This is a genomic window from Arthrobacter sp. NPDC056691, from assembly GCF_042791415.1.
Taxonomy (GTDB): domain Bacteria; phylum Actinomycetota; class Actinomycetes; order Actinomycetales; family Micrococcaceae; genus Arthrobacter.
Map to the genome: position 1 here is coordinate 89559 of NZ_JBHTXX010000005.1, position 23008 is coordinate 112566.

Annotated in this window: 20 protein-coding genes; 10 read left to right on the top strand and 10 right to left on the bottom strand. The window is 66.4% G+C overall.

What is annotated here, in order from left to right; genetic code table 11:
* Position 1: 1 nt before the first annotated feature.
* From ACFRAU_RS06510 to ACFRAU_RS06540, 7 genes are all read right to left on the bottom strand, one after another.
* Positions 2-1522, bottom strand: coding sequence for a CpaF family protein (locus tag ACFRAU_RS06510; protein ID WP_377999237.1), 1521 nt, complete (start codon positions 1520-1522; stop codon positions 2-4).
* Positions 1519-2724 (bottom strand): CpaE family protein, encoded by a 1206-nt coding sequence (locus ACFRAU_RS06515; protein WP_377994352.1) that lies wholly within the window; start codon positions 2722-2724, stop codon positions 1519-1521. The genes ACFRAU_RS06510 and ACFRAU_RS06515 overlap by 4 nt, the downstream gene beginning before the upstream one ends.
* Entirely contained in the window at positions 2721-3488 is a 768-nt protein-coding gene (locus ACFRAU_RS06520) for a Flp pilus assembly protein CpaB (RefSeq protein ID WP_377999238.1), read from the bottom strand. The genes ACFRAU_RS06515 and ACFRAU_RS06520 overlap by 4 nt, the downstream gene beginning before the upstream one ends.
* Before the next feature lie 48 nt (positions 3489-3536).
* Positions 3537-4556, bottom strand: a complete 1020-nt coding sequence (locus ACFRAU_RS06525; RefSeq protein WP_377994354.1) for a pilus assembly protein TadG-related protein — start codon at positions 4554-4556, stop codon at positions 3537-3539.
* Positions 4544-4939 carry a TadE/TadG family type IV pilus assembly protein gene (locus ACFRAU_RS06530; RefSeq protein ID WP_377994355.1) on the bottom strand — a complete coding sequence of 132 codons (396 nt, stop codon included), beginning with the start codon at positions 4937-4939 and terminating at the stop codon, positions 4544-4546. Before ACFRAU_RS06530 ends, ACFRAU_RS06525 begins: the two co-directional genes overlap by 13 nt.
* Positions 4940-5041: 102 nt before the next feature.
* Positions 5042-5248 carry a Flp family type IVb pilin gene (locus tag ACFRAU_RS06535; protein WP_377994356.1) on the bottom strand — a complete coding sequence of 69 codons (207 nt, stop codon included), beginning with the start codon at positions 5246-5248 and terminating at the stop codon, positions 5042-5044.
* Between the two features lie 280 nt (positions 5249-5528).
* On the bottom strand, positions 5529-6209 hold the full coding sequence (locus ACFRAU_RS06540; RefSeq protein ID WP_377999239.1) for a prepilin peptidase: 681 nt from the start codon (positions 6207-6209) through the stop codon (positions 5529-5531).
* Between the two features lie 304 nt (positions 6210-6513).
* Between ACFRAU_RS06540 and rplM the strand changes: the two genes are divergently transcribed.
* The 3 genes from rplM (at position 6514) to glmM (ending at position 9056) form a co-directional block, all read left to right on the top strand.
* Positions 6514-6957, top strand: a complete 444-nt coding sequence (rplM, locus tag ACFRAU_RS06545; protein WP_024817563.1) for a 50S ribosomal protein L13 — start codon at positions 6514-6516, stop codon at positions 6955-6957.
* 36 nt (positions 6958-6993) lie between these two features.
* Positions 6994-7500 carry a 30S ribosomal protein S9 gene (rpsI, locus tag ACFRAU_RS06550; protein WP_003805350.1) on the top strand — a complete coding sequence of 169 codons (507 nt, stop codon included), beginning with the start codon at positions 6994-6996 and terminating at the stop codon, positions 7498-7500.
* Between the two features lie 197 nt (positions 7501-7697).
* A complete protein-coding gene (gene glmM, locus ACFRAU_RS06555; protein ID WP_377999240.1) occupies positions 7698-9056 on the top strand; it encodes a phosphoglucosamine mutase in 1359 nt (452 codons plus the stop codon).
* 79 nt (positions 9057-9135) lie between these two features.
* Here the strand turns inward: glmM and mscL are convergent, their stop codons facing one another.
* From mscL to coaA, 3 genes are all read right to left on the bottom strand, one after another.
* The gene (mscL, locus tag ACFRAU_RS06560) at positions 9136-9543 is read right to left on the bottom strand and encodes a large conductance mechanosensitive channel protein MscL (protein ID WP_377999241.1); all 408 of its coding nucleotides are present in this window, start codon (positions 9541-9543) and stop codon (positions 9136-9138) included.
* A gap of 66 nt (positions 9544-9609) precedes the next feature.
* Positions 9610-10605 (bottom strand): D-alanyl-D-alanine carboxypeptidase family protein, encoded by a 996-nt coding sequence (locus tag ACFRAU_RS06565; protein WP_377999242.1) that lies wholly within the window; start codon positions 10603-10605, stop codon positions 9610-9612.
* A gap of 5 nt (positions 10606-10610) precedes the next feature.
* Positions 10611-11576, bottom strand: a complete 966-nt coding sequence (gene coaA / locus ACFRAU_RS06570) for a type I pantothenate kinase (protein WP_377994361.1) — start codon at positions 11574-11576, stop codon at positions 10611-10613.
* A 147-nt stretch (positions 11577-11723) separates the two neighbouring features.
* On the opposite strand from coaA, the gene ACFRAU_RS06575 reads away from it, so the two are divergent.
* The 7 genes from ACFRAU_RS06575 to treZ all read left to right on the top strand — a co-directional run bounded on the left by ACFRAU_RS06575 (position 11724) and on the right by treZ (position 22963).
* Complete coding sequence (locus tag ACFRAU_RS06575) at positions 11724-12350, top strand: signal peptidase I (RefSeq protein WP_377999243.1); 627 nt, start codon at positions 11724-11726, stop codon at positions 12348-12350.
* Between the two features lie 45 nt (positions 12351-12395).
* Positions 12396-14288 carry a glutamine--fructose-6-phosphate transaminase (isomerizing) gene (gene glmS / locus ACFRAU_RS06580; RefSeq protein ID WP_377994363.1) on the top strand — a complete coding sequence of 631 codons (1893 nt, stop codon included), beginning with the start codon at positions 12396-12398 and terminating at the stop codon, positions 14286-14288.
* 4 nt (positions 14289-14292) lie between these two features.
* The gene (locus ACFRAU_RS06585; RefSeq protein ID WP_104136634.1) at positions 14293-14640 is read left to right on the top strand and encodes a holo-ACP synthase; all 348 of its coding nucleotides are present in this window, start codon (positions 14293-14295) and stop codon (positions 14638-14640) included.
* 19 nt (positions 14641-14659) lie between these two features.
* Positions 14660-16219 (top strand): NAD(P)H-hydrate epimerase, encoded by a 1560-nt coding sequence (locus ACFRAU_RS06590; RefSeq protein WP_377999244.1) that lies wholly within the window; start codon positions 14660-14662, stop codon positions 16217-16219.
* 110 nt (positions 16220-16329) lie between these two features.
* Positions 16330-18819 carry a glycogen debranching protein GlgX gene (gene glgX, locus ACFRAU_RS06595; protein ID WP_377999245.1) on the top strand — a complete coding sequence of 830 codons (2490 nt, stop codon included), beginning with the start codon at positions 16330-16332 and terminating at the stop codon, positions 18817-18819.
* Positions 18816-21158 carry a malto-oligosyltrehalose synthase gene (gene treY, locus ACFRAU_RS06600; protein ID WP_377999246.1) on the top strand — a complete coding sequence of 781 codons (2343 nt, stop codon included), beginning with the start codon at positions 18816-18818 and terminating at the stop codon, positions 21156-21158. The genes glgX and treY overlap by 4 nt, the downstream gene beginning before the upstream one ends.
* On the top strand, positions 21155-22963 hold the full coding sequence (treZ, locus tag ACFRAU_RS06605; RefSeq protein ID WP_377999247.1) for a malto-oligosyltrehalose trehalohydrolase: 1809 nt from the start codon (positions 21155-21157) through the stop codon (positions 22961-22963). Before treY ends, treZ begins: the two co-directional genes overlap by 4 nt.
* The last annotated feature ends 45 nt before the right edge of the window (positions 22964-23008 follow it).

Here is a 23008-nt window from a genome sequence, read left to right on the forward strand (position 1 = left end):
GTCACCGCCCCCTTGGCGCGGCTGCATTGGACGAAGACAGGCCGGCCGGCGCCATACCAATCAGAGATGCCCCGAACACTGCCGGCGAGACCTCGATGCCGAGTTCGGCGAAGCGCTCGGTGAACCTCGGCCTGACGCCCGTAGGCACCGGCTTCCCGAGGAAACGGCCGTTGGCGTCCATGCCGGCCGAGTAGTCAAACACGAAGGCGTCCTGGAGAGTGACGATATCGCCCTCCATGCCCTGCACCTCGGTGATGTGCGTGACCCGGCGCGAGCCGTCCCGCATCCTGGTGATGTGCACGATCAGGTTCACGGCCGAGGCCAACTGTTCGCGGACTGCCCGGAGCGGAATGTCCATTCCTGCCATCAGCACCAGCGTCTCGAGCCGGGCGATGGCGTCCCGCGGCGAATTGGCGTGCACCGTGGAGATGGATCCGTCGTGACCGGTGTTCATGGCCTGCAGCATGTCGAGGCATTCGCCGCCGCGGACCTCACCCACCACAATCCGGTCCGGCCGCATTCGGAGCGAGTTCCGGACCAGGTCCCGGATGGAGACCTCACCTCTGCCCTCGATGTTCTGCGGACGGCTTTCGAGTCGGATGACGTGCTCCTGCTGGAGTTGGAGTTCGACGGCGTCCTCGATGGTTACGATCCTGTCTTCCTGCGGGATGAACCCTGACAGCACATTCAGAAGGGTGGTCTTGCCGGTACCCGTGCCGCCGGAAACGATGATGTTCATCCGGGCCACGACGCAGGCGTGCAGGAGTTCCGCCATCTCGGGGGAGAGGCTGCCCAAGGTGACGAGGTCATGGACCGTCAGGGCTTCCCGGCCGAACTTCCTGATGGTCAGCGCAGGCCCGTTAACGGCCAGCGGGGGAATGATGGCGTTCACGCGCGAGCCATCCGCGAGCCGGGCGTCCACCAGCGGGGAGGACTCATCGATCCGGCGGCCCACCTTGGACACGATCCGGTCGATCACCCGGCGCAGCGCGTCATCGGAGCTGAACTTTGTGTCGGTGGGGAAGATGCGGCCCTGCCGTTCCACGTAGACCTGGTCGAAGCGGTTCACCATGACCTCGGTGATGGACGGGTCATCGAGGAAGCGCTGGATGGGACCGTGGCCCAGGACGTCGTCAATGATGTCCCGGATCAGCCGCTGCCGCTCGGGGGCGGACAGCGGGACCTGCTCCTCATCGACGACGATCTTCAGTTCGTCCCGGACGAACTGGTGCAGTTCCTCGTCGTCGAGGGTGGAGTCTGTGAGCCGCGAGCCCAGCCGTTCATAGAGGGTCTGGGTGGCCCGTTCCTTCAGGGCATTCAGTGCCTCGCTGGCCACTGAAGCGACGGCGGGCGTCTCCAGTGCTGCCGTGGCGCTCGCCGCGGAGCCCGCCGCCTGCTCCTCATGCTTCTTGCCAAGGGTGGCGGCAGCCGGTTTGGGTTTGAAGACGTCAGCCGGCTGTGGCTTTTCGGGGTTAGGCTTGGGCTCGCCCCGGAGGTTCTGGAACCGGTCTGTGAGGTTCACTGGACTACCGCCCTTCTGTGCAGCTTCTTGTGGGGTCTTTCTTCCCAGTTCGGTTTGAACCGCTCCACCAGCTGGCGGAGCCCCTTTGCGGCGGAGTCCCGGCTGCCGTCCTGCAGAATGGGCACTCCCTTGTTCGTGGAATACGGCAGCGTTTTGGAGCGGGGGAGCGCAACGTCAACGGGGGAGCCGATGGTGGCTTCGATGTCCTGCAGCGTGAGGCCTGCCCGGCGGTCCGTCATGTTCAGCACCACGTGCCGTTTTTCCGGGACGAGGCCGAGTTCGGCGAGGATCTGGAAGCCCGTCCTGAGGCCCCTGATGCTGGGAATGTCCATGCCGCAGATCCAGACGGCATCAGTGGCCTGCTCCAGCGTGGCCAGGACGTGTTCGCCCAGACCGGGTGCCGTGTCCACCACGATGTAGTGGAACTCCTCGCGCAGCTGGCTGAGGAGCCGGCTCACCTGCTCGCCGGAAATCCTGTCCATCTCGACAGGGTTTCGCGGCGCGCAGAGGGCATAGATCCCGGCGGGGTGGACGGTGAGGTACGCCTTGAGAACCATGGAGTCCTGGCTCGCGGCGCCCACCACGGCGTCCGTGATGGTGTGTTCCGGGTCCAGCATCAGGCCGCTGGCAACATCGCCGAACTGCAGGTCCAGGTCCACCACCACCACACTCATGGGGGCAGCCTTCCCAAGCCCGACGGCGAGATTGGTTGCCACCGTGGTCTTGCCCACCCCGCCTTTGGGGGACATGACGGCGATGACCCGGCCGCCTTCGCCGTGGTCGGCGTGCTCGGAGGCGCCGGGGGCCAAACCACGACGGCGGCCCGCGGCCGCGAGGCTGGCCCGCTCCAGCAGGACGCGGATGGAGTCCGGATCCGCGGCCGGGTCGAGCAGGTCCCGGACGCCCGAACGCATTGCCTGGAGGACTACTTCCTTGGTTTCAGGCACCACCAGGACAACGCTTATTTCCGGGTACTGCAGGTCCATGACCGACGCCAGTTTCAATGAGCCGTCAACAGGGAGGCCCGGTCCGAGGATCAGCACCTCGGGCGGCTCGCCTACGAGCTGCCGGAGGAAGTCCTGCGGGCTTTCCGGCAAATAGTCCGCCTGGAACACCCGTAGCGAACCGTGCATGCCCGAGGCGGCCAGCTGGATGCGCCGTTCGAAGTCGGCGTTGGGGGTGATGAGGACGAAGCGGCTCATCGGAACAGCCTTCCGGTGTTCACGACGCCGGACGTACCTTCCACTGCGTTGGCCGGCTCCTTGGAGAGATAGACGGTTCCGAACTCGGTGGCGAAGATGATCCTTTCAGCATCGGCGGAGTTGCGGGCCAAGGTGATGAGGTAGGTGTCATTCGAAGCAGCCGCCTTCTTCGAGTTCAGGGCCCCCTTCGAGGTGTCCTCCGCCGCCACCGCCTCCGGCGACTTCGCGATACTGCCGTCACTGAACTGTGCCGCCGTGACCAGGACCTTGTGGAAGGTCAGCTGCGTGTTGCCCGTCTTCGCCGTGGAGTCCTCCACGGAGAGGAAGACGCCAACGGTGTCGCCCGCCGCGAGGGTGCCGCCCACCACGCGTTCGATGGGAAGTTTGAGGGTGATCTCCTGCATTCCGGTGGGAACCTGGACGCGGGAGGGTCCGAGGATGGCGTCGGCGTCCACCATGCGGGTGGTGAGGAGCTGCTCACCCGGCATCAGGTCTACGGCGGCCACCTTCTGTCCAACCTGGTTCAGGTCCGTCACGGCGCCGGCAGCAACTGCCAGTTTTGGTACTTCTTTAAGAACGACGGCGCCTGCCACCTTGTCTATTCCCGTACCGGCTGTGACGGTCTTTTCTACGACGTACACGGACTCGGTTTCCGTGTCAGCCATGGCACGCTTGTCAGCGTTTTGCACGTACGAGACCAGCAACACGGTTCCGATGATTGCCACAAGCAGCGCGGCAATGCCTCCCAGTAGGCGAGTTTTCACTGTTTTCCCCTTAAGAATTTTTGTTGTTGTTTATTTATGTGCGAGCCCTTAGTCGATGAGCTTGATAATTACCGTTCCCAAATTCGCCCCTCCGCCCGACCCTCCGGTAAAGGAGTCAATCGACTCGAATTTGATGAATTGGCCAATGACACAGCGATTATTGCCTCCGGAGCAGGCGAGGGCGCTGGTCATTCCCGGAGAGGTGGAAGTATTGCGAAATTCGTAAACACCGTTGTTGCCGAACTTCCAACCCCAGATCTTGAATGTCGCATAACCAATAATGTGGAACTGGCCGTTTTGTCCCTGGTTGGTGGCATTGTCGAAGATGGGAAAGGCTACATTGACGTCCCCGCCGGCAAGGATGGTTGCCTTCCATCCGGCAAGGATGTTTTGGCAGTCAGTAGGAGGATTGTTTCCCGGGTCCGAGCCGATCTGGTTGTTGCCGTTTTGGGTGGTGGCCACGCACGGAGAGCTGCGGTCCAGCCAGCCCCAACCGCCTGGAATTGCGTGGCCTGAGGGGTTGGTGCATGTTCCACCCGGTTTGTAGGAGATTTTCTGGACCTCTCCGGTGGCAAGCGCTGCGGAGAGGTTGTAACAGTGGTTTGAAATCGCCAGGGGAAATCCCGAACCGCGGGTGGGGAACTCCAGGGCAGCGGTTGCGTGGGCTCCCACGGCTGCCGGCGGCGCATTGACGGCTGAACTGAACATCTGCCGCAGGAAGCCCGCCCCGCTTGTACCGTCACGGGTAGTTGTTCTGACGGTGACCTGGTTGGCTACCGACATATCTACCTGGAGCACTTTGGACGAAGCGTCGTTTGAATTGCTGTTGGCCAAGTCCTGGGCGATGGCTTCCGCCTGGGACTGGGTACACCCCGTTGCATGGCAAGCCTGGGCGATGGCGATCGCGCCGGCATCCGCAGCGTTTTGCAGTTGCGCCCGTTCGGCGTAGATCTGGCCGACGTCCACTGCCAGTGCGCCAGCGCCCATGAGCACCAGCATCAGGATGGCCACCAGGACAGCCGCCGCGCCACGTTCCTGTTCCTTCCGGGCATTCTTTAGCCGCCGCATCGCATGGCTCCCACTCCGGTGACTGTGACAGTGCTGCCGAAGATGCCCGTCAGGGTGGCGGCAGGGTAGGTGATGGTGACAGTCATGTTCTGGCCTGCGGTGCAGGCCCCGGGGGAGAAGGCATACTGAAAAGCTGCACCATTGAGTCCGGGTGCACCGGCGGTGGCGGCCTGGGCCGCTGCGCCCTGATCGTCCTCGATGGCCATTTCCCTGGCTGCCTCCCGGGCGGCCTGGGTGACCGAAATCTGCAGGTTGTAGGCGTGCGAGAACTCGACGATGCCTGCCACCAGTGCCAGAAGGACGGGCGCGACCAAGGCGAACTCGACGGCGACTGCGCCCCGGTCTCTCCGGGCGCGCTTCCCCCTGATGGAGCGTGAATTCATGCGATTCACTGGACCCTCCGCGAGTAGGTACAGCTGAAGTGGGACGGTGCGCCGCGGCCGGCTCAGCGAACGCGGCGCACCGGTGTGGGAGGTGTTAGCGCCTTAGTTCGACCAGCCGGCCACTGTGGTGCCGAGGTCCTTAAACCAGCCGTTGAGGCCGGTGCCAAAGGCTGTGACGCCGACGATGATGCCGAAGGCGATGAACGCCACGAGCAGCGAGTACTCGGTTGCGGTGGCGCCCTTTTCGGATTCCAGCCGATCCTTGATTCCGGACACGAAAGCAAGAACCGAGACCATGAGAGCAGTCATTGTAATTTCCTTAAATTCGATGGAATAAATGCGATCGAATTCCAGCCTCCCCCATACCGCGAAAGGGCTGGTGCTTCGATAGCAAAAGAATCCACCCGGGGCGCCGCCGGCAACAATGCGTAGTTCTACTCGACTTTTTGAGGGGGCCCATAAGTACTCCTGCAAAGGAGTACTCACATCAGGAAATCATAGGTTTTGGACTACTTGGTTTGCTCAAGAATGGATCAAGAAAGCATGTGTGCAGAAAGCCTGCATCTAACGTTTCACCAGAAATCGGTCTTTAGGATGCCAGTAATGTCGTGCCCAAGGCTGCGGCCAGCATTGAGGGGCCAAAAGCTATTTCGGAGCTCAAATTGGCGCGTTTTAGCCTAATCAAAACGGCGGACAAAATCCCGCCCAGCACGAAGCCGAGTGCTCCGCCGTAGAACAGCTGGCTCCACCCCAAGTAACCCAGGTAAAGGCCCACCGGGGCGGCAAGTTTGACGTCCCCCATGCCGATGCCGTTTGGCGAGATCAGGGCCAAAACCAGGAAAACAACGAACAGGATGGCAGCCCCGGCCGCCGCGCGGAGCAGTTCGGCCCACTCTGCCGCGGCGGAGCTGCCCAGGACGAGGAGTGCCAGGCCGGCCACCAGCAGCGTCAGCACGAGTGGATTCGGCAGCAAATGATGGGCCAGGTCAACGCGCCCCAACTGCACGCCGAGGATGGCCAACAGCAGAAAGGCCGGCAGGGACCACTCCGTACCGAACCGCAGCGCAAGGGCTGCGCACAGCAGGCCGGTGAGTGCCGCCGTCGTAATTCTTGTCCGTGCGCCCGGCAGTCCGCCCAGGCGGGGGAGGGTGCGTGCGATGAGGAGTTCAGCAAGCGGGCTCAGTAAAATACCAAGGAGTCCCATGGCCACTGCAAAAGGGGCCGCGGCAAAGAGCGGCCCGGCGCTGGCGGCGATACCTGCTGACGGCACGTGGACTCCTGGATGGTAGGGCCCGGCGCTGGCGCAGGACTCCAAGCCCCCGCCACCGGATACCCCATTTTGACCCGGGCCTCCGGTTGGCGCTATTCTTGGTAGTCGTTGTGCGTGTCCTTTCTCGATGATGCGTGCCCGCTAGGGGATCCAGTTGCAGGGTCGCTACCCGACGGGCATTTTCGGGACTAGGGGATAACTGGTCCATAGAGCCCTCACCTCTGTTCCGGTCGCGCATAGATAGTAGGCGCACCCCGTGTGACGCCTAAAACAAGAACGCCAGAACAAGAACGAGGCAAACACCGTGCGTACGTACACCCCGAAGCCCGGCGATATCAACCGCCAGTGGCACGTCATTGACGCCACCGACGTTGTCCTGGGTCGTCTTGCCAGCCAGACCGCAACACTGCTGCGCGGAAAGCACAAGCCGACCTTTGCGTCCCACATGGACATGGGCGACTTCGTCATCATCATCAACGCTGAAAAGGTTGCCCTCACCGGCGCCAAGCTGGAGCAGAAGCGCGCATACCGCCACTCCGGTTACCCGGGCGGCCTGACCTCCGTCAACTACGCGGAACTCCTGGAGTCCAACCCGGTCCGCGCCGTTGAGAAGGCCATCAAGGGCATGCTCCCCAAGAACTCCCTCGCTGCCCAGCAGCTGGGCAAGCTGAAGGTCTACCGTGGCGCCGAGCACCCCCACGCAGCCCAGCAGCCCAAGACTTTCGAAATCACCCAGGTCGCCCAGTAGTCCTGGCCACCAACACTTTTATCTACAAGGAGAACCGTGGCTCAGAACGATGAACTGACCACCGAAGCCGTTGAGGCTGAGGAAAACCTGACCAGCTACACCTCGGAAAGCGGCGCTGCTGAAGCTGCCCCGAAGAAGGAGCGCCCGGCACTGACCGTTGCCGGCGCAGCTGTTGGCCGCCGCAAGGAAGCCGTTGCACGCGTTCGCGTTGTGCCGGGCTCCGGCAAGTGGACCATCAACGGCCGCGAGCTGGATAACTACTTCCCGAACAAGCTGCACCAGCAGGACGTCAACGAGCCCTTCAAGATCCTAGATCTCGAAGGCGCCTACGACGTCATCGCCCGCATCCACGGCGGTGGCCCCTCCGGCCAGGCCGGTGCACTGCGCCTCGGCATCGCCCGTTCGCTGAACGAGATCGACGTCGAGAACAACCGCGCCACCCTGAAGAAGGCCGGCTACCTCACCCGTGACGCCCGCGTCATCGAGCGTAAGAAGGCCGGTCTCAAGAAGGCACGCAAGGCCCAGCAGTACTCCAAGCGCTAAATCCGCTTGCTGGGCGCCGTCAGGCGCTCCCTCAGAAGCCCGTTCCGCCATTTGGCGGGGCGGGCTTCTGCCGTTAACCCCGGTTACCCGGCTGGCAACGCGGTGAGCAGGGGAAACGTCCGTAACGCCCTTCATGGACGCCGTGCAGCGCGGGTTCAGGGCGGGGACGGGCACCTGAATCGTCTAAACTTGACCCGATGTCTACATTATTTGGAACAGACGGTGTCCGGGGCCTGGCGAATGGCCTGCTGACTGCCGAGCTCGCATTGCAGCTGGCCCAGGCCGCCGCCGTCGTGCTTGGCCATGAACGCACCAGCGAAGGTGCGCGGCCGCGCGCCGTGGTGGCGAGGGATCCCCGCGCAAGCGGTGAGTTCATCGCAGCGGCGGTGGAAGCCGGGCTTTCCAGCTCCGGGATCGACGTGTACGACGCCGGCGTCCTGCCCACCCCCGCCGCCGCCTACCTCGTGGCAGACCTGAACGCTGACTTCGGCGTCATGATCTCCGCCTCGCACAATCCGGCCCCGGACAACGGGATCAAGTTCTTCGCCCGCGGCGGGCAGAAACTCCCCGACGAGGTGGAGGACGCCATCGAGGCCCAGATGGGCAAGGAGCCCTTCCGCCCGGTGGGTGGCGAGGTTGGCCGCATCCAGCGCTTCTCCGACGCCGAGGACCGCTACATCGTCCACCTCCTGGGCACCCTGCCGCACAACCTCGACGGCCTCAAGGTGGTCCTCGACTGCGCGCACGGCGCCGCCAGCGGCTGTTCCCCCCAGGTCTTCAAGGACGCCGGCGCTGACGTAGTTGTCATCGGCGCCGAACCGGACGGCCTGAACATCAACGAGGGCGTGGGCTCCACCCACCTCGGCCCGCTCAAGGCGGCCGTGGTGCAGCACGGCGCCGACCTCGGCATTGCCCACGACGGCGACGCCGACCGCTGCCTTGCCGTGGACCACGAGGGCAACGAGGTGGACGGCGACCAGATCATGGCGATCATTGCCGTCGCCCTCAAGAAGGCCGGCAAGCTCACCGACAACGTCCTCGTCGCCACCGTGATGAGCAACCTCGGCCTCAAGATCGCCCTCCGCGACGCAGGAATCTCCATCCGCGAGACGGGCGTGGGGGACCGGTACGTCCTCGAGGAAATGCGCGACGGCGGCTACAACCTGGGCGGCGAACAGTCCGGCCACGTGATCCTCGCCGACTACGCCACCACCGGCGACGGCGTGCTGACCGGCCTGCAGCTGGCGGCCCAGGTGGCCCTGACCGGCCGGCCGCTCAAGGAGCTCGCAACGATCATGACCAAGCTGCCCCAGGTTCTCATCAACGTGAAGGACGTGGACCGGAGCCGCGTCGGCGGGGACGAGACCCTGGCCGCAGCCGTCACGGCAGCCGAAGCCGAACTGGGCGACACCGGCCGGGTGCTCCTGCGCCCCTCCGGCACGGAGCCCGTGGTGCGCGTCATGGTGGAGGCCGCAGACCAGCAGACCGCCCAGGCGATTGCCGAACGCCTCGCCCAGGTTGTGAAGACCCAGCTGGCGCTGGAACTCGTCGACTGAGTTTCGCCTTAAAGGCATAAAGCAGCCCGCATCCTGACTGACTGGTTCAGGCGGAGGCGGGCTGCTTTTTTGTATTCAGTTACTTGGCGGCCTGGTTCTGGTTCTGGGTCTGCAGGGCGTCGCGGATCTCCTTCAACAGCGCGATCTGCGGATCCTCGGCTGCTTCCTGCTTGGTGTCCTGCCCGATTCCGAGCTTGCGGTTGCGGTGTTCGATCAGCTTGTTCATCGGGGCGACGATGACGAAGTAGAGCGCTGAGGCGACCAGCAGGAAGTTGACCACAGCGGTCAGCAGCACGCCGAACCGCACGTCCCCGAATGCCAGGAAATTATCAAAGTTTGGCTCGCCGACCAGCAGCGAGATCAGTGGCATCAGGACGCTCTTGACCAGTGCATCGACCACGGCGCTGAAGGCTGATCCGATGACCACCGCCACGGCCAGGTCGATGACGTTTCCCTTGAGAATGAACTTCTTGAATCCACTAAGCATGCCAACCAAACTACCGCACCCCGTTTACGGGGCCGTTACCGGGACCTTGCTGGGAGGAGCCGGGCGTCAGCGGTAGCCGGGTGCGGCGTCCAGGCCGAAATACTGCTCCAGGGTGGCGATGCCGCGCCTCTGCATGTCCGTGGCCGCCTCCACGCCGATGTACCGCAGGTGCCACGATTCGTAGAAGTACCCGGTGATGGCGTGCTGCATCCACGGGTACCGCACCACGAAGCCGAAGCGGTGCGCGTTGGCCTTGGCCCAAACGGCGGCCGGCTGCTCGGCGAAGCACGGCTGGAAGCTGCAGGCGCCGCCGCCGTCGCCAATGTCGAACGACCAGCCTGTCTGGTGCTCGGAATAACCCGGCCGCGCCGAGGCGGTGTCCGCCGCGGCCCGCCCCTGCGAGCTCACCCAGCCGTTGTATGTGACGGTCTGCGTCGCGTAGGAGCGGTAGCCGCTGGCCAGCGTCATGGTCACGCCGTCCGCCGCAGCCGCGGCGAACATCCGTTCTGCGGCAGCCGCCGTCGTGCTGTTCAGCTGCGCCGCCTCGCCGGCGACGGCAAGGGCCACGCTCGGCTGGACCAGATCGGCCGGAACGTAGTTGGCCGGCTTGAGTGGGCGGTGCTTGTTAACGATCACCCAGGGGCTGGCGGGGGCAGTCAGCGAGTACTGCCTGGGCAGCCGTGAAGCGGCCGACGGCGGGGCTGCCGCCGCCGTCGTTGTTGGTGCGGTTGCGGACGGCGACTTTGCGGCCGGGGATAAGGCTGACGCTGCGGGGGAAGCGGTGACGGACGCCGTGGCAGAGCCGCCGGCCGACGCGGTGGCGGACCCCGACGGGACCGGCGACGTCTTGCCGGAAGCGCCGAGGGATGCCGTGCCCGAGGCCGTCGAAGTGGTTCCTGAAGCCTCCGGTGCAGGGCCGGGGGTGCAGGCGGCGAGGGCCGACAGGCCGGCACCCGTCATCAGCAGCCGGGCCACCGCGCGGCGGGTGGGGCGTGATCCGGGCTGGGACCCGGGGGAGGGCTCTTTGCCGGCGGAAGGATCTGGGGAGCAGTTGCAGCACATCCGTGCTAGACCTTCCTCAGCAGCATCCTGCGGACGGAATGGTCCGCTTCCTTGGTCAGCACCAGCTGCGCCCGCCCCCGGGTGGGCAGCACGTTCTCTTCCAGGTTCGGTTCGTTGATGCGCTTCCAGATGTCGCGGGCCGTCGCTTCGGCCTCGGTATCGGACAGCGTGGCATAGCGGTGGAAGTACGACTCCGGCTGCGCGAAGGCGGTGGAACGGAGTTTGCGGAACCGGTCCACGTACCACTCCTCGATGTGCGACGTCTTGGCATCCACGTAGATGGAAAAGTCGAAGAAGTCGCTCAGCGCCAGCCCCTGGCGGCCGTCGTGCCGCGGCCGGGCGGGGGCCAGCACGTTCAGGCCCTCGACAATGAGTACGTCCGGGCGGCGGACCACCACTTCCTTGCCGGGGACGATGTCATAGGTGACGTGCGAGTACCAGGGGGCCCGCACCTCCTCGGCGCCGCCCTTGATCTCGCTCACAAACCGCAGCAGCGCGCGGCGGTCGTAGGACTCCGGGAATCCCTTGCGGTCCAGCAGCTGCCGGCGCTTGAGTTCAGCCAGCGGATACAGGAAGCCGTCGGTGGTGATGAGCTCGACGTTTGGTGTGCCCGGCCAGCGCCTCAGCATCTCGCGGAGAACACGCGCGATGGTGGACTTGCCCACAGCCACGGAGCCGGCGACGCCGATCACGAACGGGGTGCGCTGGGTCTGTTCACCGAGGAAGGTTGTGGTGGCCGCGTGCAGCTGGCCGGCCGCTTCGACATACAGGTGCAGCAGCCGTGACAGCGGCAGATAGACCTCGCGCACCTCGCTGATGTCCAGGGGGTCACCGAGACCGCGAAGGCGCAGCACGTCCTCTTCATTAAGGGGCTGCTCCATCTGGGCCGAGAGCCGGGACCACGTCTGCCGGTCCAGCTCCACGAACGGGGAAACACCCTCCCCGTTCGCTTCGTTGCGTTGCAAAGTCACCCTAGAGATTCTGCCCCTCCCGGCGCCGAGAGCGAAATGCAGCCATTCTTGAGTGAATCTTGACCCTATGCGTTACCCATTCCTGAGCCTGCCGCGGGACTGTTCAGTGAATAGGGAGAACCGACGCAGAATTTGAAGGGTCTCAACATGGGAAAGGCAGTCACGCCGAAGGAACCGCCGCAGCGGACAGGCCGCGACTTTGGCGGCAGGCGCGGCGGTGGAGCGGCCACCCGGATCTTCGAAATCCGCCGCCGGAAGCGGTTCGCCGAGGCGGCGCGCATGGCCAACTTTGCTGTCCTCATGGTCCTCCTCTTTGGCGTCCTGGGACTCGTCGTCATTCCCCAAGCCACCGGGTCACAGACCTACACAGTGCCCACAAACTCCATGGCGCCCACGTATTCCGCCGGCACGTTCCTCGTGGTGAAACCCGCCGCCTTGAGCCAGTTGAAGTACGGGGACGTGGTCACCTACCAGCCCGCCCCTGACAGCCCTGAAGTGCTGACTCACCGGGTCGTGGGCTTTGGGGCCCTGCAGGACGGCGAGAGAACCCTGGTCACAAAGGGTGACAGCGCCAACGCCAACGATCCGGAGCCCGTCCGCGCCCGGCAGATAAAAGGGAAGCCCCTTTATGCGATCCCGCTGGTTGGCTATCTCACCAGCGCCGTCGGCGACGCTGACCGCGAGCTTTGGATGAAGCTGGCGGTGGCTGGACTTATCGGCCAGTGCCTGCTGCTCATCGTGCTGGGCGTCCGCCGCCGGCGACGGGGAGGATGACGTAGCGGGCGGGAGTTCTTCGCAAAGCCAGATAGGCTTATACCCATGTGTGGAATCGTGGGTTATGTTGGCCGTTCGTCGGGCCGGGCTGATGCCGGGCACGGTGCGTTGGATGTTGTTCTTGAGGGGTTGCGCCGTCTGGAGTACCGCGGATATGACTCCGCCGGTGTTGCGGTAGTGGCTGACGGGGAGATTTCCTCGCGGAAGAAGTCCGGGAAGCTGAGCAACCTGCTGGCCGAGCTGGAGGAACGGCCGCTGCCGGAGTCGCTGACCGGTATCGGTCACACGCGCTGGGCCACGCATGGTGGCCCGACGGATCAGAACGCGCACCCGCATCTGTCTGATGGCGGGAAGCTCGCGGTGATCCACAACGGCATCATTGAAAACTTTGCTGAGCTGAAGCAGGAGCTGCTGGCCAAGGGTGTTGTCTTCAAGTCGGAGACCGACACCGAGGTGGCCGCGGCGCTGCTGGGCGACATTTTCCGGAACAAACTGGGCGGGGACGTCTCCGACGGCGGCCTGACCCGGGCCATGGAACTGGCCTGCCAGCGGCTCGAGGGCGCGTTCACGCTGCTCGCGGTGCACGCCGACCAGCCTGACGTCGTCGTCGCGGCGCGCCGGAACTCCCCGCTGGTGGTGGGTTTGGGCGAGGGCGAGAACTTCCTGGGTTCGGACGTGTCCGGGTTCATCGACTACACCCGGCGTGCGGTGGAGCTGGGCCAGGACCAGATCGTGACGATCACCGCGGACACCGTTGAGATCACCGACTTCTTCGGCGCCCCGGCAGAGGGCAAGGAATACCACGTTGACTGGGACCCCGCGTCCGCGGAAAAGGGTGGCTTCAACTCCTTCATGGAGAAGGAAATCCACGACCAGCCCGACGCCGTGGCGCAGACCCTGCTGGGCCGTTCGGACCTGAACGGCAAGCTGACCCTGGATGAGCTGCGCATCGATCCGCAGCTGCTCAAGCAGGTGGACAAGATCATCGTGCTGGCTTGCGGCACGGCCGCGTACGCGGGCCTGGTGGCGAAGTACGCCATCGAGAACTGGTGCCGGATCCCCACCGAGGTGGAGCTCGCCCACGAGTTCCGCTACCGGGACCCGATCGTTGACGCCAACACCCTGGTTGTCTCCATCAGCCAGTCCGGCGAGACGATGGATACGCTGATGGCGGTCCGCTACGCCCGCGAGCAGGGCGCCAAGACCATCTCCATCTGCAACACCAACGGCTCCACGATTCCGCGTGAATCCGACGCCGTGCTGTACACGCACGCCGGCCCGGAAATCGCCGTCGCGTCCACGAAGGCGTTCCTGGCGCAGATCACGGCCGCCTACCTGCTGGGCCTGTACCTGGCGCAGCTGCGCGGGAACATCTTCACCGGCCAGATCAAGGACGTCCTCGCCGACCTGGGCAAGATCCCGGCGAAGATCCAGAAGATCCTGGACTCGGCAGAGGAACTGCGCGAGCTGGCCCGGAGCATGAAGGACGAGAAGTCCGTACTGTTCCTGGGCCGTCACGTGGGCTTCCCCGTTGCCCTGGAAGGTGCGTTGAAGCTCAAGGAAATCGCGTACATCCACGCCGAGGGCTTCGCTGCCGGCGAGCTCAAGCACGGCCCGATCGCGCTGATCGACGACGGCCAGCCGGTCTTCGTGGTGGTGCCGTCCCCGCGCGGGCGGGACTCGCTGCACTCCAAGGTGGTGTCCAACATCCAGGAAGTCCGCGCCCGCGGTGCCCGCACCCTGGTGATCGCCGAGGAAGGCGACGAATCGGTCAAGGACTACGCCGAGCACGTCTTCTACGTCCCGGAAACCCCGACCCTGCTGATGCCGCTGCTCACCACGGTTCCGCTGCAGATTTTTGCTGCCGAACTGGCCGGCGCAAAGGGCTACGACGTGGACCAGCCGCGCAACCTCGCCAAGAGCGTCACAGTAGAGTAAGCCCATGATTGTTGGCATCGGCGTAGACGTAGTGGACATCGAGCGCTTCGGACGGCAACTGGAGCGCACCCCCGGACTCCGGGACCGGCTGTTTGTGCCGGCCGAACGGGAACTGAACACCCGCTCCCTGGCGGCGCGGTTCGCCGCCAAGGAGGCCGTGGCCAAGGTCCTGGGCGCGCCGGCCGGCATGAACTGGCAGGACTGCTGGATCGGCCTCGACCAGAACGGCCCCACCATCCAGGTCAAGGGAACAGTGCTCGCCGTGGCCGACGCCAAGGGCGTCAAACGGTGGCACCTCTCCATGAGCCACGATGGCGGCATCGCCACTGCCACCGTCCTGGCCGAGGGCTGACCCCGGACGGACTGACCACATGATCAGCGCCTATACCGGAACCCAGATCAGGGAAGCTGAAAAGCCCCTGCTGGATTCGGGTTTGGGCGCTGTTCTCATGCAGCGGGCAGCCCGCGGCATGGCAGCCGCCGCCATTGCCGAGCTGCGCCGCCGCGGGCGCCGGCTGTACGGCGCCAGCGCCACTGTCCTGGCCGGCAAGGGCAACAACGGCGGGGACGGCCTCTTCGCCGCCGCGCACCTTGCCGGACGGGGAATGCGGACGACGGCGGTGCTCGCCTCCGCCACTGCCCACCCGGACGGACTGGCCGCCTTCCGGCGCGCCGGCGGCCGGGTGCTGACGCTGACTGACGCGAACGCCGGTGAGCTGGCAGCGCTGGCCGGCAGGGCCGACGTCGTCATTGATGCGCTGCTCGGAACCGGCGCCCAGGGCGGACTCCGGGGAGCCTCGGCGGAACTCGTTTCGCAGCTTGCCGGATCGCGGCTCGCCGGACCGCAGGCCGTTGCGGGGTCCCGTGGCCTCGTGGTGGCATGCGACGTGCCCAGCGGCGTGGACGCCGACACCGGCGAGGCCGCCGGACCCGTGCTGCCCGCCGACATCACCGTCACCTTCGGCGGGGCCAAAGCCGGCCTGCTGACGGACCCCGGAGCAGACTTCGCCGGCCGCGTGGTTGTGGTCCCGATCGGCATAGAAGACTCGCTCCCATGGCCTGCCCTGCGCCGTCTGGAGGCCGCCGACCTGGCCGCCCTGCTCCCGCACCCCGCCAGGCGCGCCCACAAGTACTCGCGGGGCGTCCTCGGCGTGGTGGCCGGATCCCCGGCCTACCCCGGCGCCGCCGTACTCGCCTGCCGCGGGGCACTCTCCGCGGGCGTCGGGATGGTCCGCTACGTCGGGCCGCCGGAGGTGGCCGACCTCATCCGCCACAGCTGCCCCGAGGTGGTCTGCAGTACCGGCACCGTGGCAGAGACCCACGTCCAGGCCTGGCTGGTGGGCTCCGGGATGGACGGATCGGACGAGGAAGAGATGCAGCGTGTCCGCGACGCCGTCGACTCAGGCCTGCCCACCGTGGCCGACGCCGGCGCCCTGCCTGTGCTGCCGGACGTGCTGGCCCCGCAGGTGGTGCTGACGCCGCACGCCGGGGAGCTTGCCACCCTGCTGCAGCGCCTCGGCGCCGACCTGGACCGCGAGGCCGTCGAGGCCTCCACCCTCGCCGCGGTGCGCCGCGCCGCCGGCCTGACCGAGGCCACCGTGCTGCTGAAAGGCGCCAGCACGCTGGTGGCGTCGCCCTACCAGGATTTCTACAGCCAGGCCGAGGGAACGCCCTGGCTGGCCACGGCCGGCAGCGGTGATGTGCTGGCCGGAATCATTGGTGCCCTGCTCGCCCAGGTGGGGGCCGACGTCGGACGGTTCCGGGCGGCAGGCATCGATCCGGACGAACGCTGGGCGGCCATTGGCGCCATGGGGGCGAGCCTGCACGGCCTCGCCGGAGCCGCAGCGGCGGCGGGCGGCCCGCTGACGGCGGGGCGGATATCCGACGCCTTACCCGGTATATGGGGTAAAGTCAGCACGCTTAGTAAGTAGCTGTGGGTCACGTAATAGTCACACCCACCCGCTACGGTAAGACCAAGTTCCGTGCAGGTAGTGCGTGAAGACCTGCCGGACGCAGTGTTGGACGAGGTATAGGAGCACGAATGGAAATCTGGCCCGGATCGGCTTACCCGCTGGGAGCCACGTTTGACGGCACCGGAACCAACTTCGCATTGTTCAGCGAGCACGCAGACAAAGTCGAGCTGTGCCTTTTCGACGACGAGGGGACCGAAACCCGGGTCACGCTCCGCGAGGTCGACGGCTACGTGTGGCACTGCTACCTGCCGCAGATCCAGCCCGGACAGAAGTACGGCTACCGCGTGCACGGCACCTACGACCCCGCCAACGGCCAGCGCTTCAACGCCAACAAGCTGCTGCTTGACCCGTACGCCAAGGCAGTCTCCGGCCAGATCGACTGGGACCCCGCGCTGTTCTCCTACAACATGGGGGACCCGTCATCGATGAACAACGCCGACTCCGCGCCGCACATGATGATGGGCGTGGTCATCAACCCGTTCTTCGACTGGGACAACGACCAGAACCTGCGCATCCCGTACCACAAGTCGGTCATCTACGAGGCGCACGTCCGCGGGCTCACCGAGCTGCACCCGGAAATTCCCGACGAGCAGCGCGGCACGTACGCCGGCGTGGCGCACCCTGCCGTGATCTCGCACCTGCAGAAGCTGGGCGTCACAGCAATCGAGCTCATGCCCGTGCACCAGTTCGTTAACGACGGCACCCTGCAGGAGAAGGGCCTCAGCAACTACTGGGGCTACAACACCATCGGCTTCTTCGCGCCGCAGAACACCTACAGCTCCACCGGCGACACCGGCCAGCAGGTCCAGGACTTCAAGGCGATGGTCCGTTCGCTGCACCGGGCCGGCATCGAGGTCATCCTCGACGTCGTCTACAACCACACCGCAGAGGGCAACCACCTCGGACCCACCTTGAGCTTCAAGGGCATCGACAACGAGGCCTACTACCGCCTGGTGGAAGACGACAAGCAGTACTACATGGACTACACGGGCACCGGCAACACCCTGAACGTCCGCCAGCCGCACTCCCTGCAGCTGCTCATGGACTCGCTGCGCTACTGGGTCACCGAGATGCACGTGGACGGCTTCCGGTTTGACCTCGCCGCCGCGCTGGCTCGCGAGTTTTACGACGTCGACCGGCTCTCCACGTTCTTCGAACTCATCCAGCAGGATCCCGTGGTGTCCCAGGTGAAGCTGATCGCGGAGCCGTGGGACGTCGGGCCCGGCGGGTACCAGGTGGGTAACTTCCCGCCGCAGTGGACCGAGTGGAACGGCAAGTACCGCGACACCGTGCGCGACTTCTGGCGCGGCGAGCCGGCCACGCTGGGCGAGTTCGCCTCGCGCATTACCGGATCCGCTGATCTCTACGAGCACTCCGGCCGCCGCCCGGTCGCCTCGATCAACTTTGTCACCGCACATGACGGCTTCACCCTGCGGGACCTGGTGTCCTACAACGAGAAGCACAACGACGCCAACGGCGAGGACAACAAGGACGGCGAGTCGCACAACCGGTCCTGGAACTGCGGGGCAGAGGGCCCCTCGGACGACCCCAAGGTCCTGGGGCTCCGGGCCCGGCAGCAGCGCAACTTCATAGCCACCATGCTGCTCTCGCAGGGTGTGCCGATGATCCTTCATGGCGACGAGCTCGGCCGCACCCAGCAGGGCAATAACAACGGGTACTGCCAGGACTCCGAGCTGACCTGGGTGAACTGGGACAGCGTGGACCAGCCGCTCATCGAATTCACCGCCGCCGTCAACTCGCTGCGGGCCAAGCACCCCACCTTCCGGCGCAGCCGCTTCTTCGACGGCAGGCCCGTCCGGCGTGGCGAAGGCGAGCGGCTGCCGGACATCGTATGGCTGGATCCCGACGGCAACCTCATGTCGCCGGAGGACTGGGACAGCGGCTTCGGCCGGTCGGTGGGCATGTTCCTCAACGGCGACGGCATCCAGGGCCACGACGACCGTGGACGGCGGATCACCGACGTGAACTTCCTGCTGTACTTCAACGCGCACGACGGCGATGTTGAGTTCACGCTGCCGCCGGACGAGTACGCACCCGCCTGGGACGTCATCATCGACACCGCCGGCGGAGGGGCCGACTCCGATCCGGCGAACGCGGGCAGCATGCTGTCCGTGGCGGCAAAGTCGCTCGTGGTGCTGCGCGCGCACAGTGCACCGGAGGAGGAGCCGGACCATTCCGTTGCTGCTTCGCTGGCCGCACTCACGCAGACCGCCACTGCTGAGACCGCTGCCCTCACCGCGCCCGCCATTCCCGATCCGGCCAAGACAAAGAAGCCGGCAATTGAGCGAGCGAAGGCCGCCTGGGAGCAGCCAGCAGCCGAGCCTGCCGTTGCGCCGGCTGCTGAGCCGGACACTGACCCGGTCCCGGAGCCGGCTGCTGAGCCGGAGCCGGAGCCGGTCCCGGAGCCGGCTGCTGAGCCGGAGCCGGAGCCGGCTGCTGAGCCGGAGCCGGAGCCGGCTGCCAAGACGACACGAAACTCGGCGGGAAAGCGGAACGGGAACTCGAAGGCAGGCAAGCCGGCAGGGGAGGGCGCATGAAAACTCCCGTCTCCACGTACCGGCTGCAGATCAGGAAGGGCTTCACGCTGTTCGACGCAGCCGAAACCGTGCCGTACCTGCACTCGCTCGGTGTCGACTGGGTCTACCTTTCGCCTGTCCTGACTGCCGAGCAGGGGTCCGACCACGGGTACGACGTCACCGATCCCTCCGCCGTCGACCCCGAGCGCGGCGGACCGGAGGGCCTGGCGGCCGTTTCCAAGGCGGCCCGCGCCGCGGGCATGGGCGTGCTGATCGACATTGTGCCCAACCACGTCGGCGTCGCCACGCCGGTGCAGAACCCGTGGTGGTGGTCGCTGCTCAAGGAGGGGCGCCAGTCCCGTTACGCCGAAGCGTTCGACGTCGACTGGGACCTTGCCGGGGGACGCATCCGGCTCCCGGTCCTCGGCAGCGACGATGACCTGGACCAGCTCGAAATCAAGGACGGGGAGCTGCGGTACTACGACCACCGCTTCCCGCTGGCCGACGGCAGCTACACCGAGGGCGAGTCCCCGCGCGACGTCCACGCCCGGCAGCACTACGAACTCATGGGCTGGCGGCGCGCGGACAACGAGCTGAACTACCGCCGCTTCTTCGCGGTAAACACGCTGGCCGGCGTCCGCGTGGAGATCCCCGCCGTTTTCGACGAGGCACACCAGGAAGTGGTGCGCTGGTTCCGGGAGGGGCTCGCGGACGGCCTGCGGATTGACCACCCGGACGGCCTGGCCGACCCCGAGGGGTACCTGAGGCGGCTCCGTCAGGTGACGGGCGGCGCCTACCTGCTGATCGAAAAGATCCTCGAGCCGGGGGAGCAGCTGCCCGCCGGTTTCGACTGCGAGGGCACCACGGGCTACGACGCCCTCGCCGATGTGGACCGGGTTCTCGTGGACCCCACCGGCCAGGAGGCCCTGGACCGGCTGGACGCCTCGCTGCGCGGAGGCCGGCCCGCCGACTATCAGGACATGATCCGGGGAACCAAGCGCCGGATCACCGACGGCATCCTCCATTCGGAGATCCTGCGGCTGGCCCGGCTGGTGCCGGGCGGTGCCGGCCTCCCCGGGGATGCCGCGGCCGACGCGATCGCCGAAATCATCGCCGCCTTCCCGGTCTACCGGACATACCTGCCGGAGGGCGCGGAGGTCCTGAAGGAGGCGTGCGAGCTTGCCGCCCGCCGGCGGCCGGAACTCGACCAGGCCATCCTGGCCTTGCAGCCGCTGCTGCTGGATACGGACCTGGAGCTGGCCCGGCGTTTCCAGCAGACCTCCGGAATGGTGATGGCCAAGGGCGTGGAGGACACCGCGTTCTTCCGCTATAACCGGCTGGGCACGCTCACCGAGGTGGGCGCCGACCCCACCGAGTTCGCCGTGGAGCCGGACGAATTCCATGCCCGGATGGCCCGCCGGCAGGCAGAGCTACCGCTGTCCATGACGACGCTCAGCACGCACGACACCAAACGCAGCGAGGACACCCGGGCACGGATCTCGGTCATCTCCGAGGCGGCCGGCGAATGGGAGAAGGCCCTGGGCCGGCTGCGCTCACTGGCTCCGCTGCCGGACGGCCCGCTGTCCGCGCTGCTGTGGCAGGCCGTTGCCGGCGCCTGGCCCGCCAGCCGGGAACGCCTGCAGTACTACGCGCTGAAGGCTGCACGCGAAGCCGGGAACTCCACCAACTGGACCGATCCGGATCCGGCGTTCGAGGAGAAGCTGGCCGCCGCCGTCGACGCGGTGTTCAGCAACCCTGCGGTCCAGGCCGAGGTGGAGGCCCTCGTGGCACTCCTGGAGCCGCATGGCGCCTCAAACTCTCTCGCGGCCAAGCTCGTGCAGCTGACCATGCCCGGCGTCCCGGACGTGTACCAGGGCACCGAGTTCTGGGACCGGTCGCTGACCGACCCGGACAACCGGCGCCCGTTCAGCTTCGATAACCGCCGCGCCGCGCTGGAGCAGCTGGACGCCGGCGAGCTGCCGCCGTCATTTACGGATGAGCGGACCAAGCTGCTGGTCACCTCGCGCGCGCTGCGGGTGCGTCGTGACCGGCCGGAGCTGTTCACGGGTTACCGACCCGTCAAGGCCAGCGGCCCTGCCGCCGGACACCTGATCGCTTTCGACCGCGGCACCCCGGCAGTGCCGGGTGCATTGACGTTCGCCACCCGGCTCCCCTACGGGCTGGAACAGTCGGGCGGGTGGCGGGACACCGCCGTCGAACTTAATTCCGCCACGAAGGACGAGCTGACCGGTGCCGGCTTCGGGCCGGGGACCGTGAAGATCGCCGACATCTTCCGGACCTACCCCGTGGCGCTGCTGGTGCCGGAGACAGAACTGACGCAGACAGGAGGAGAGTCATGACGCACACAGGCGAGGCGACCTACCCCCTCGAAGCCGCGAAACCCGTGCAGGGCCCGGCGCGCTTCGACGTCTGGGCACCCAAAGCCGAATCCGTGACGCTGCTCGCCGGCGGGGAACGCTACGCCATGCAGCGCCGGCCCGGCGCCGGGCCCGAGGACAAGGGCTGGTGGACCGCCGCCGACGCACCCGCGGACGGTGACCTGGACTACGGGTATCTCCTGGACGGCGACGAAACACCGCTTCCGGATCCGCGGACCCGGCGCCAGCCGAACGGAGTCCACTCCCTCTCGCGTACCTTCGACCCTTCCGCCCACAGCTGGCGGGAGGACGGCTGGCAGGGCAGGGAACTGCAGGGCGCAGTCATCTACGAGCTCCACCTCGGAACGTTTACGCCCGAAGGGACGCTGGACGCGGCCGCCGGCAGGCTGGACTACCTCGCCGGCCTGGGCGTGGACTTCATCGAACTGCTGCCTGTGAACGCGTTCAACGGCACGCACAACTGGGGCTACGACGGCGTGCAGTGGTTCGCCGTCCACGAGGCATACGGCGGCCCGGAAGCGTACCAGCGGTTCGTCGACGCCGCCCACGCGGCAGGCCTCGGCGTGATCCAGGACGTGGTCTACAACCACCTCGGCCCCAGCGGCAACTACCTGCCGCGGTTCGGGCCGTACCTCAAGCAGGGCGAGGGAAACACGTGGGGCGACTCGGTGAACCTGGACGGGCCCGGCTCCGACCATGTGCGCCGGTTCATCCTGGACAACCTGGCCATGTGGCTGCGTGACTACCGCGTTGACGGCCTGCGGCTGGACGCCGTCCACGCCCTGAAGGACGAGCGGGCGGTCCACATCCTCGAGGACTTCGGGGCGCTGGCCGATCAGATCTCCGCTGAGGTGGGACGGCCGCTGACGCTCATCGCCGAGTCCGACCTCAACAACCCGCGGCTGCTGTATCCGCGGGACGTCAACGGGTACGGGCTGGCAGGGCAGTGGAGCGATGACTTCCACCACGCCGTCCACGTCAACGTCACCGGCGAGACCACCGGCTACTACGGCGACTTCGACTCGCTCGCGGCCCTCGCCAAGGTGCTCCGGGACGGATTCTTCCACGACGGCAGCTACTCCAGCTTCCGGGAACGCCACCACGGCCGGCCGATCAGTTTCAGCGCGGTCCACCCGGCCGCCCTGGTGGTCTGCTCGCAGAACCACGACCAGATCGGCAACCGCGCCACCGGGGACAGGCTCTCCCAGACGCTGCCGTACGGAAGCCTGGCGCTGGCCGCCGTGCTCACCCTGACGGGACCTTTCACGCCCATGCTGTTCATGGGCGAGGAGTACGGCGCCACCACGCCGTGGCAGTTCTTCACCTCGCACCCGGAACCCGAGCTCGGCAAGGCCACCGCGGAAGGCAGGATCAGGGAGTTCGAACGCATGGGGTGGGATCCCGCCGTCGTGCCTGATCCGCAGGATCCGGAGACGTTCCGGAGGTCCAAGCTGAACTGGGCGGAAGCCTCCGCCGGCCACCACGCGCGGCTGCTGGAGCTGTACCGTTCGCTCACCGCGCTGCGCCGCTCCACGCCGGACCTCACCAAGCTCGGCTTCGAGGACACGCACGTGGAGTTCGACGAGGACGCCCGCTGGCTGCGGTTCCGGCGCGGCGGCGTGCAGGTACTGCTCAACTTCTCCGGGCAGCCGGTGAGCCTGGCGGGTGCGGGGCCGGCCCTGCTGCTGGCCACCGACGACGCCGTGCGGCTGGAAGGGGAACGTGTGGAGCTCGGGCCGCTGAGTGCCGCCGTCGTCAGCGACTGACTGCCTTTCCCGACGCGTTCCGGGGCGGCGTCCACCATCGGTGAC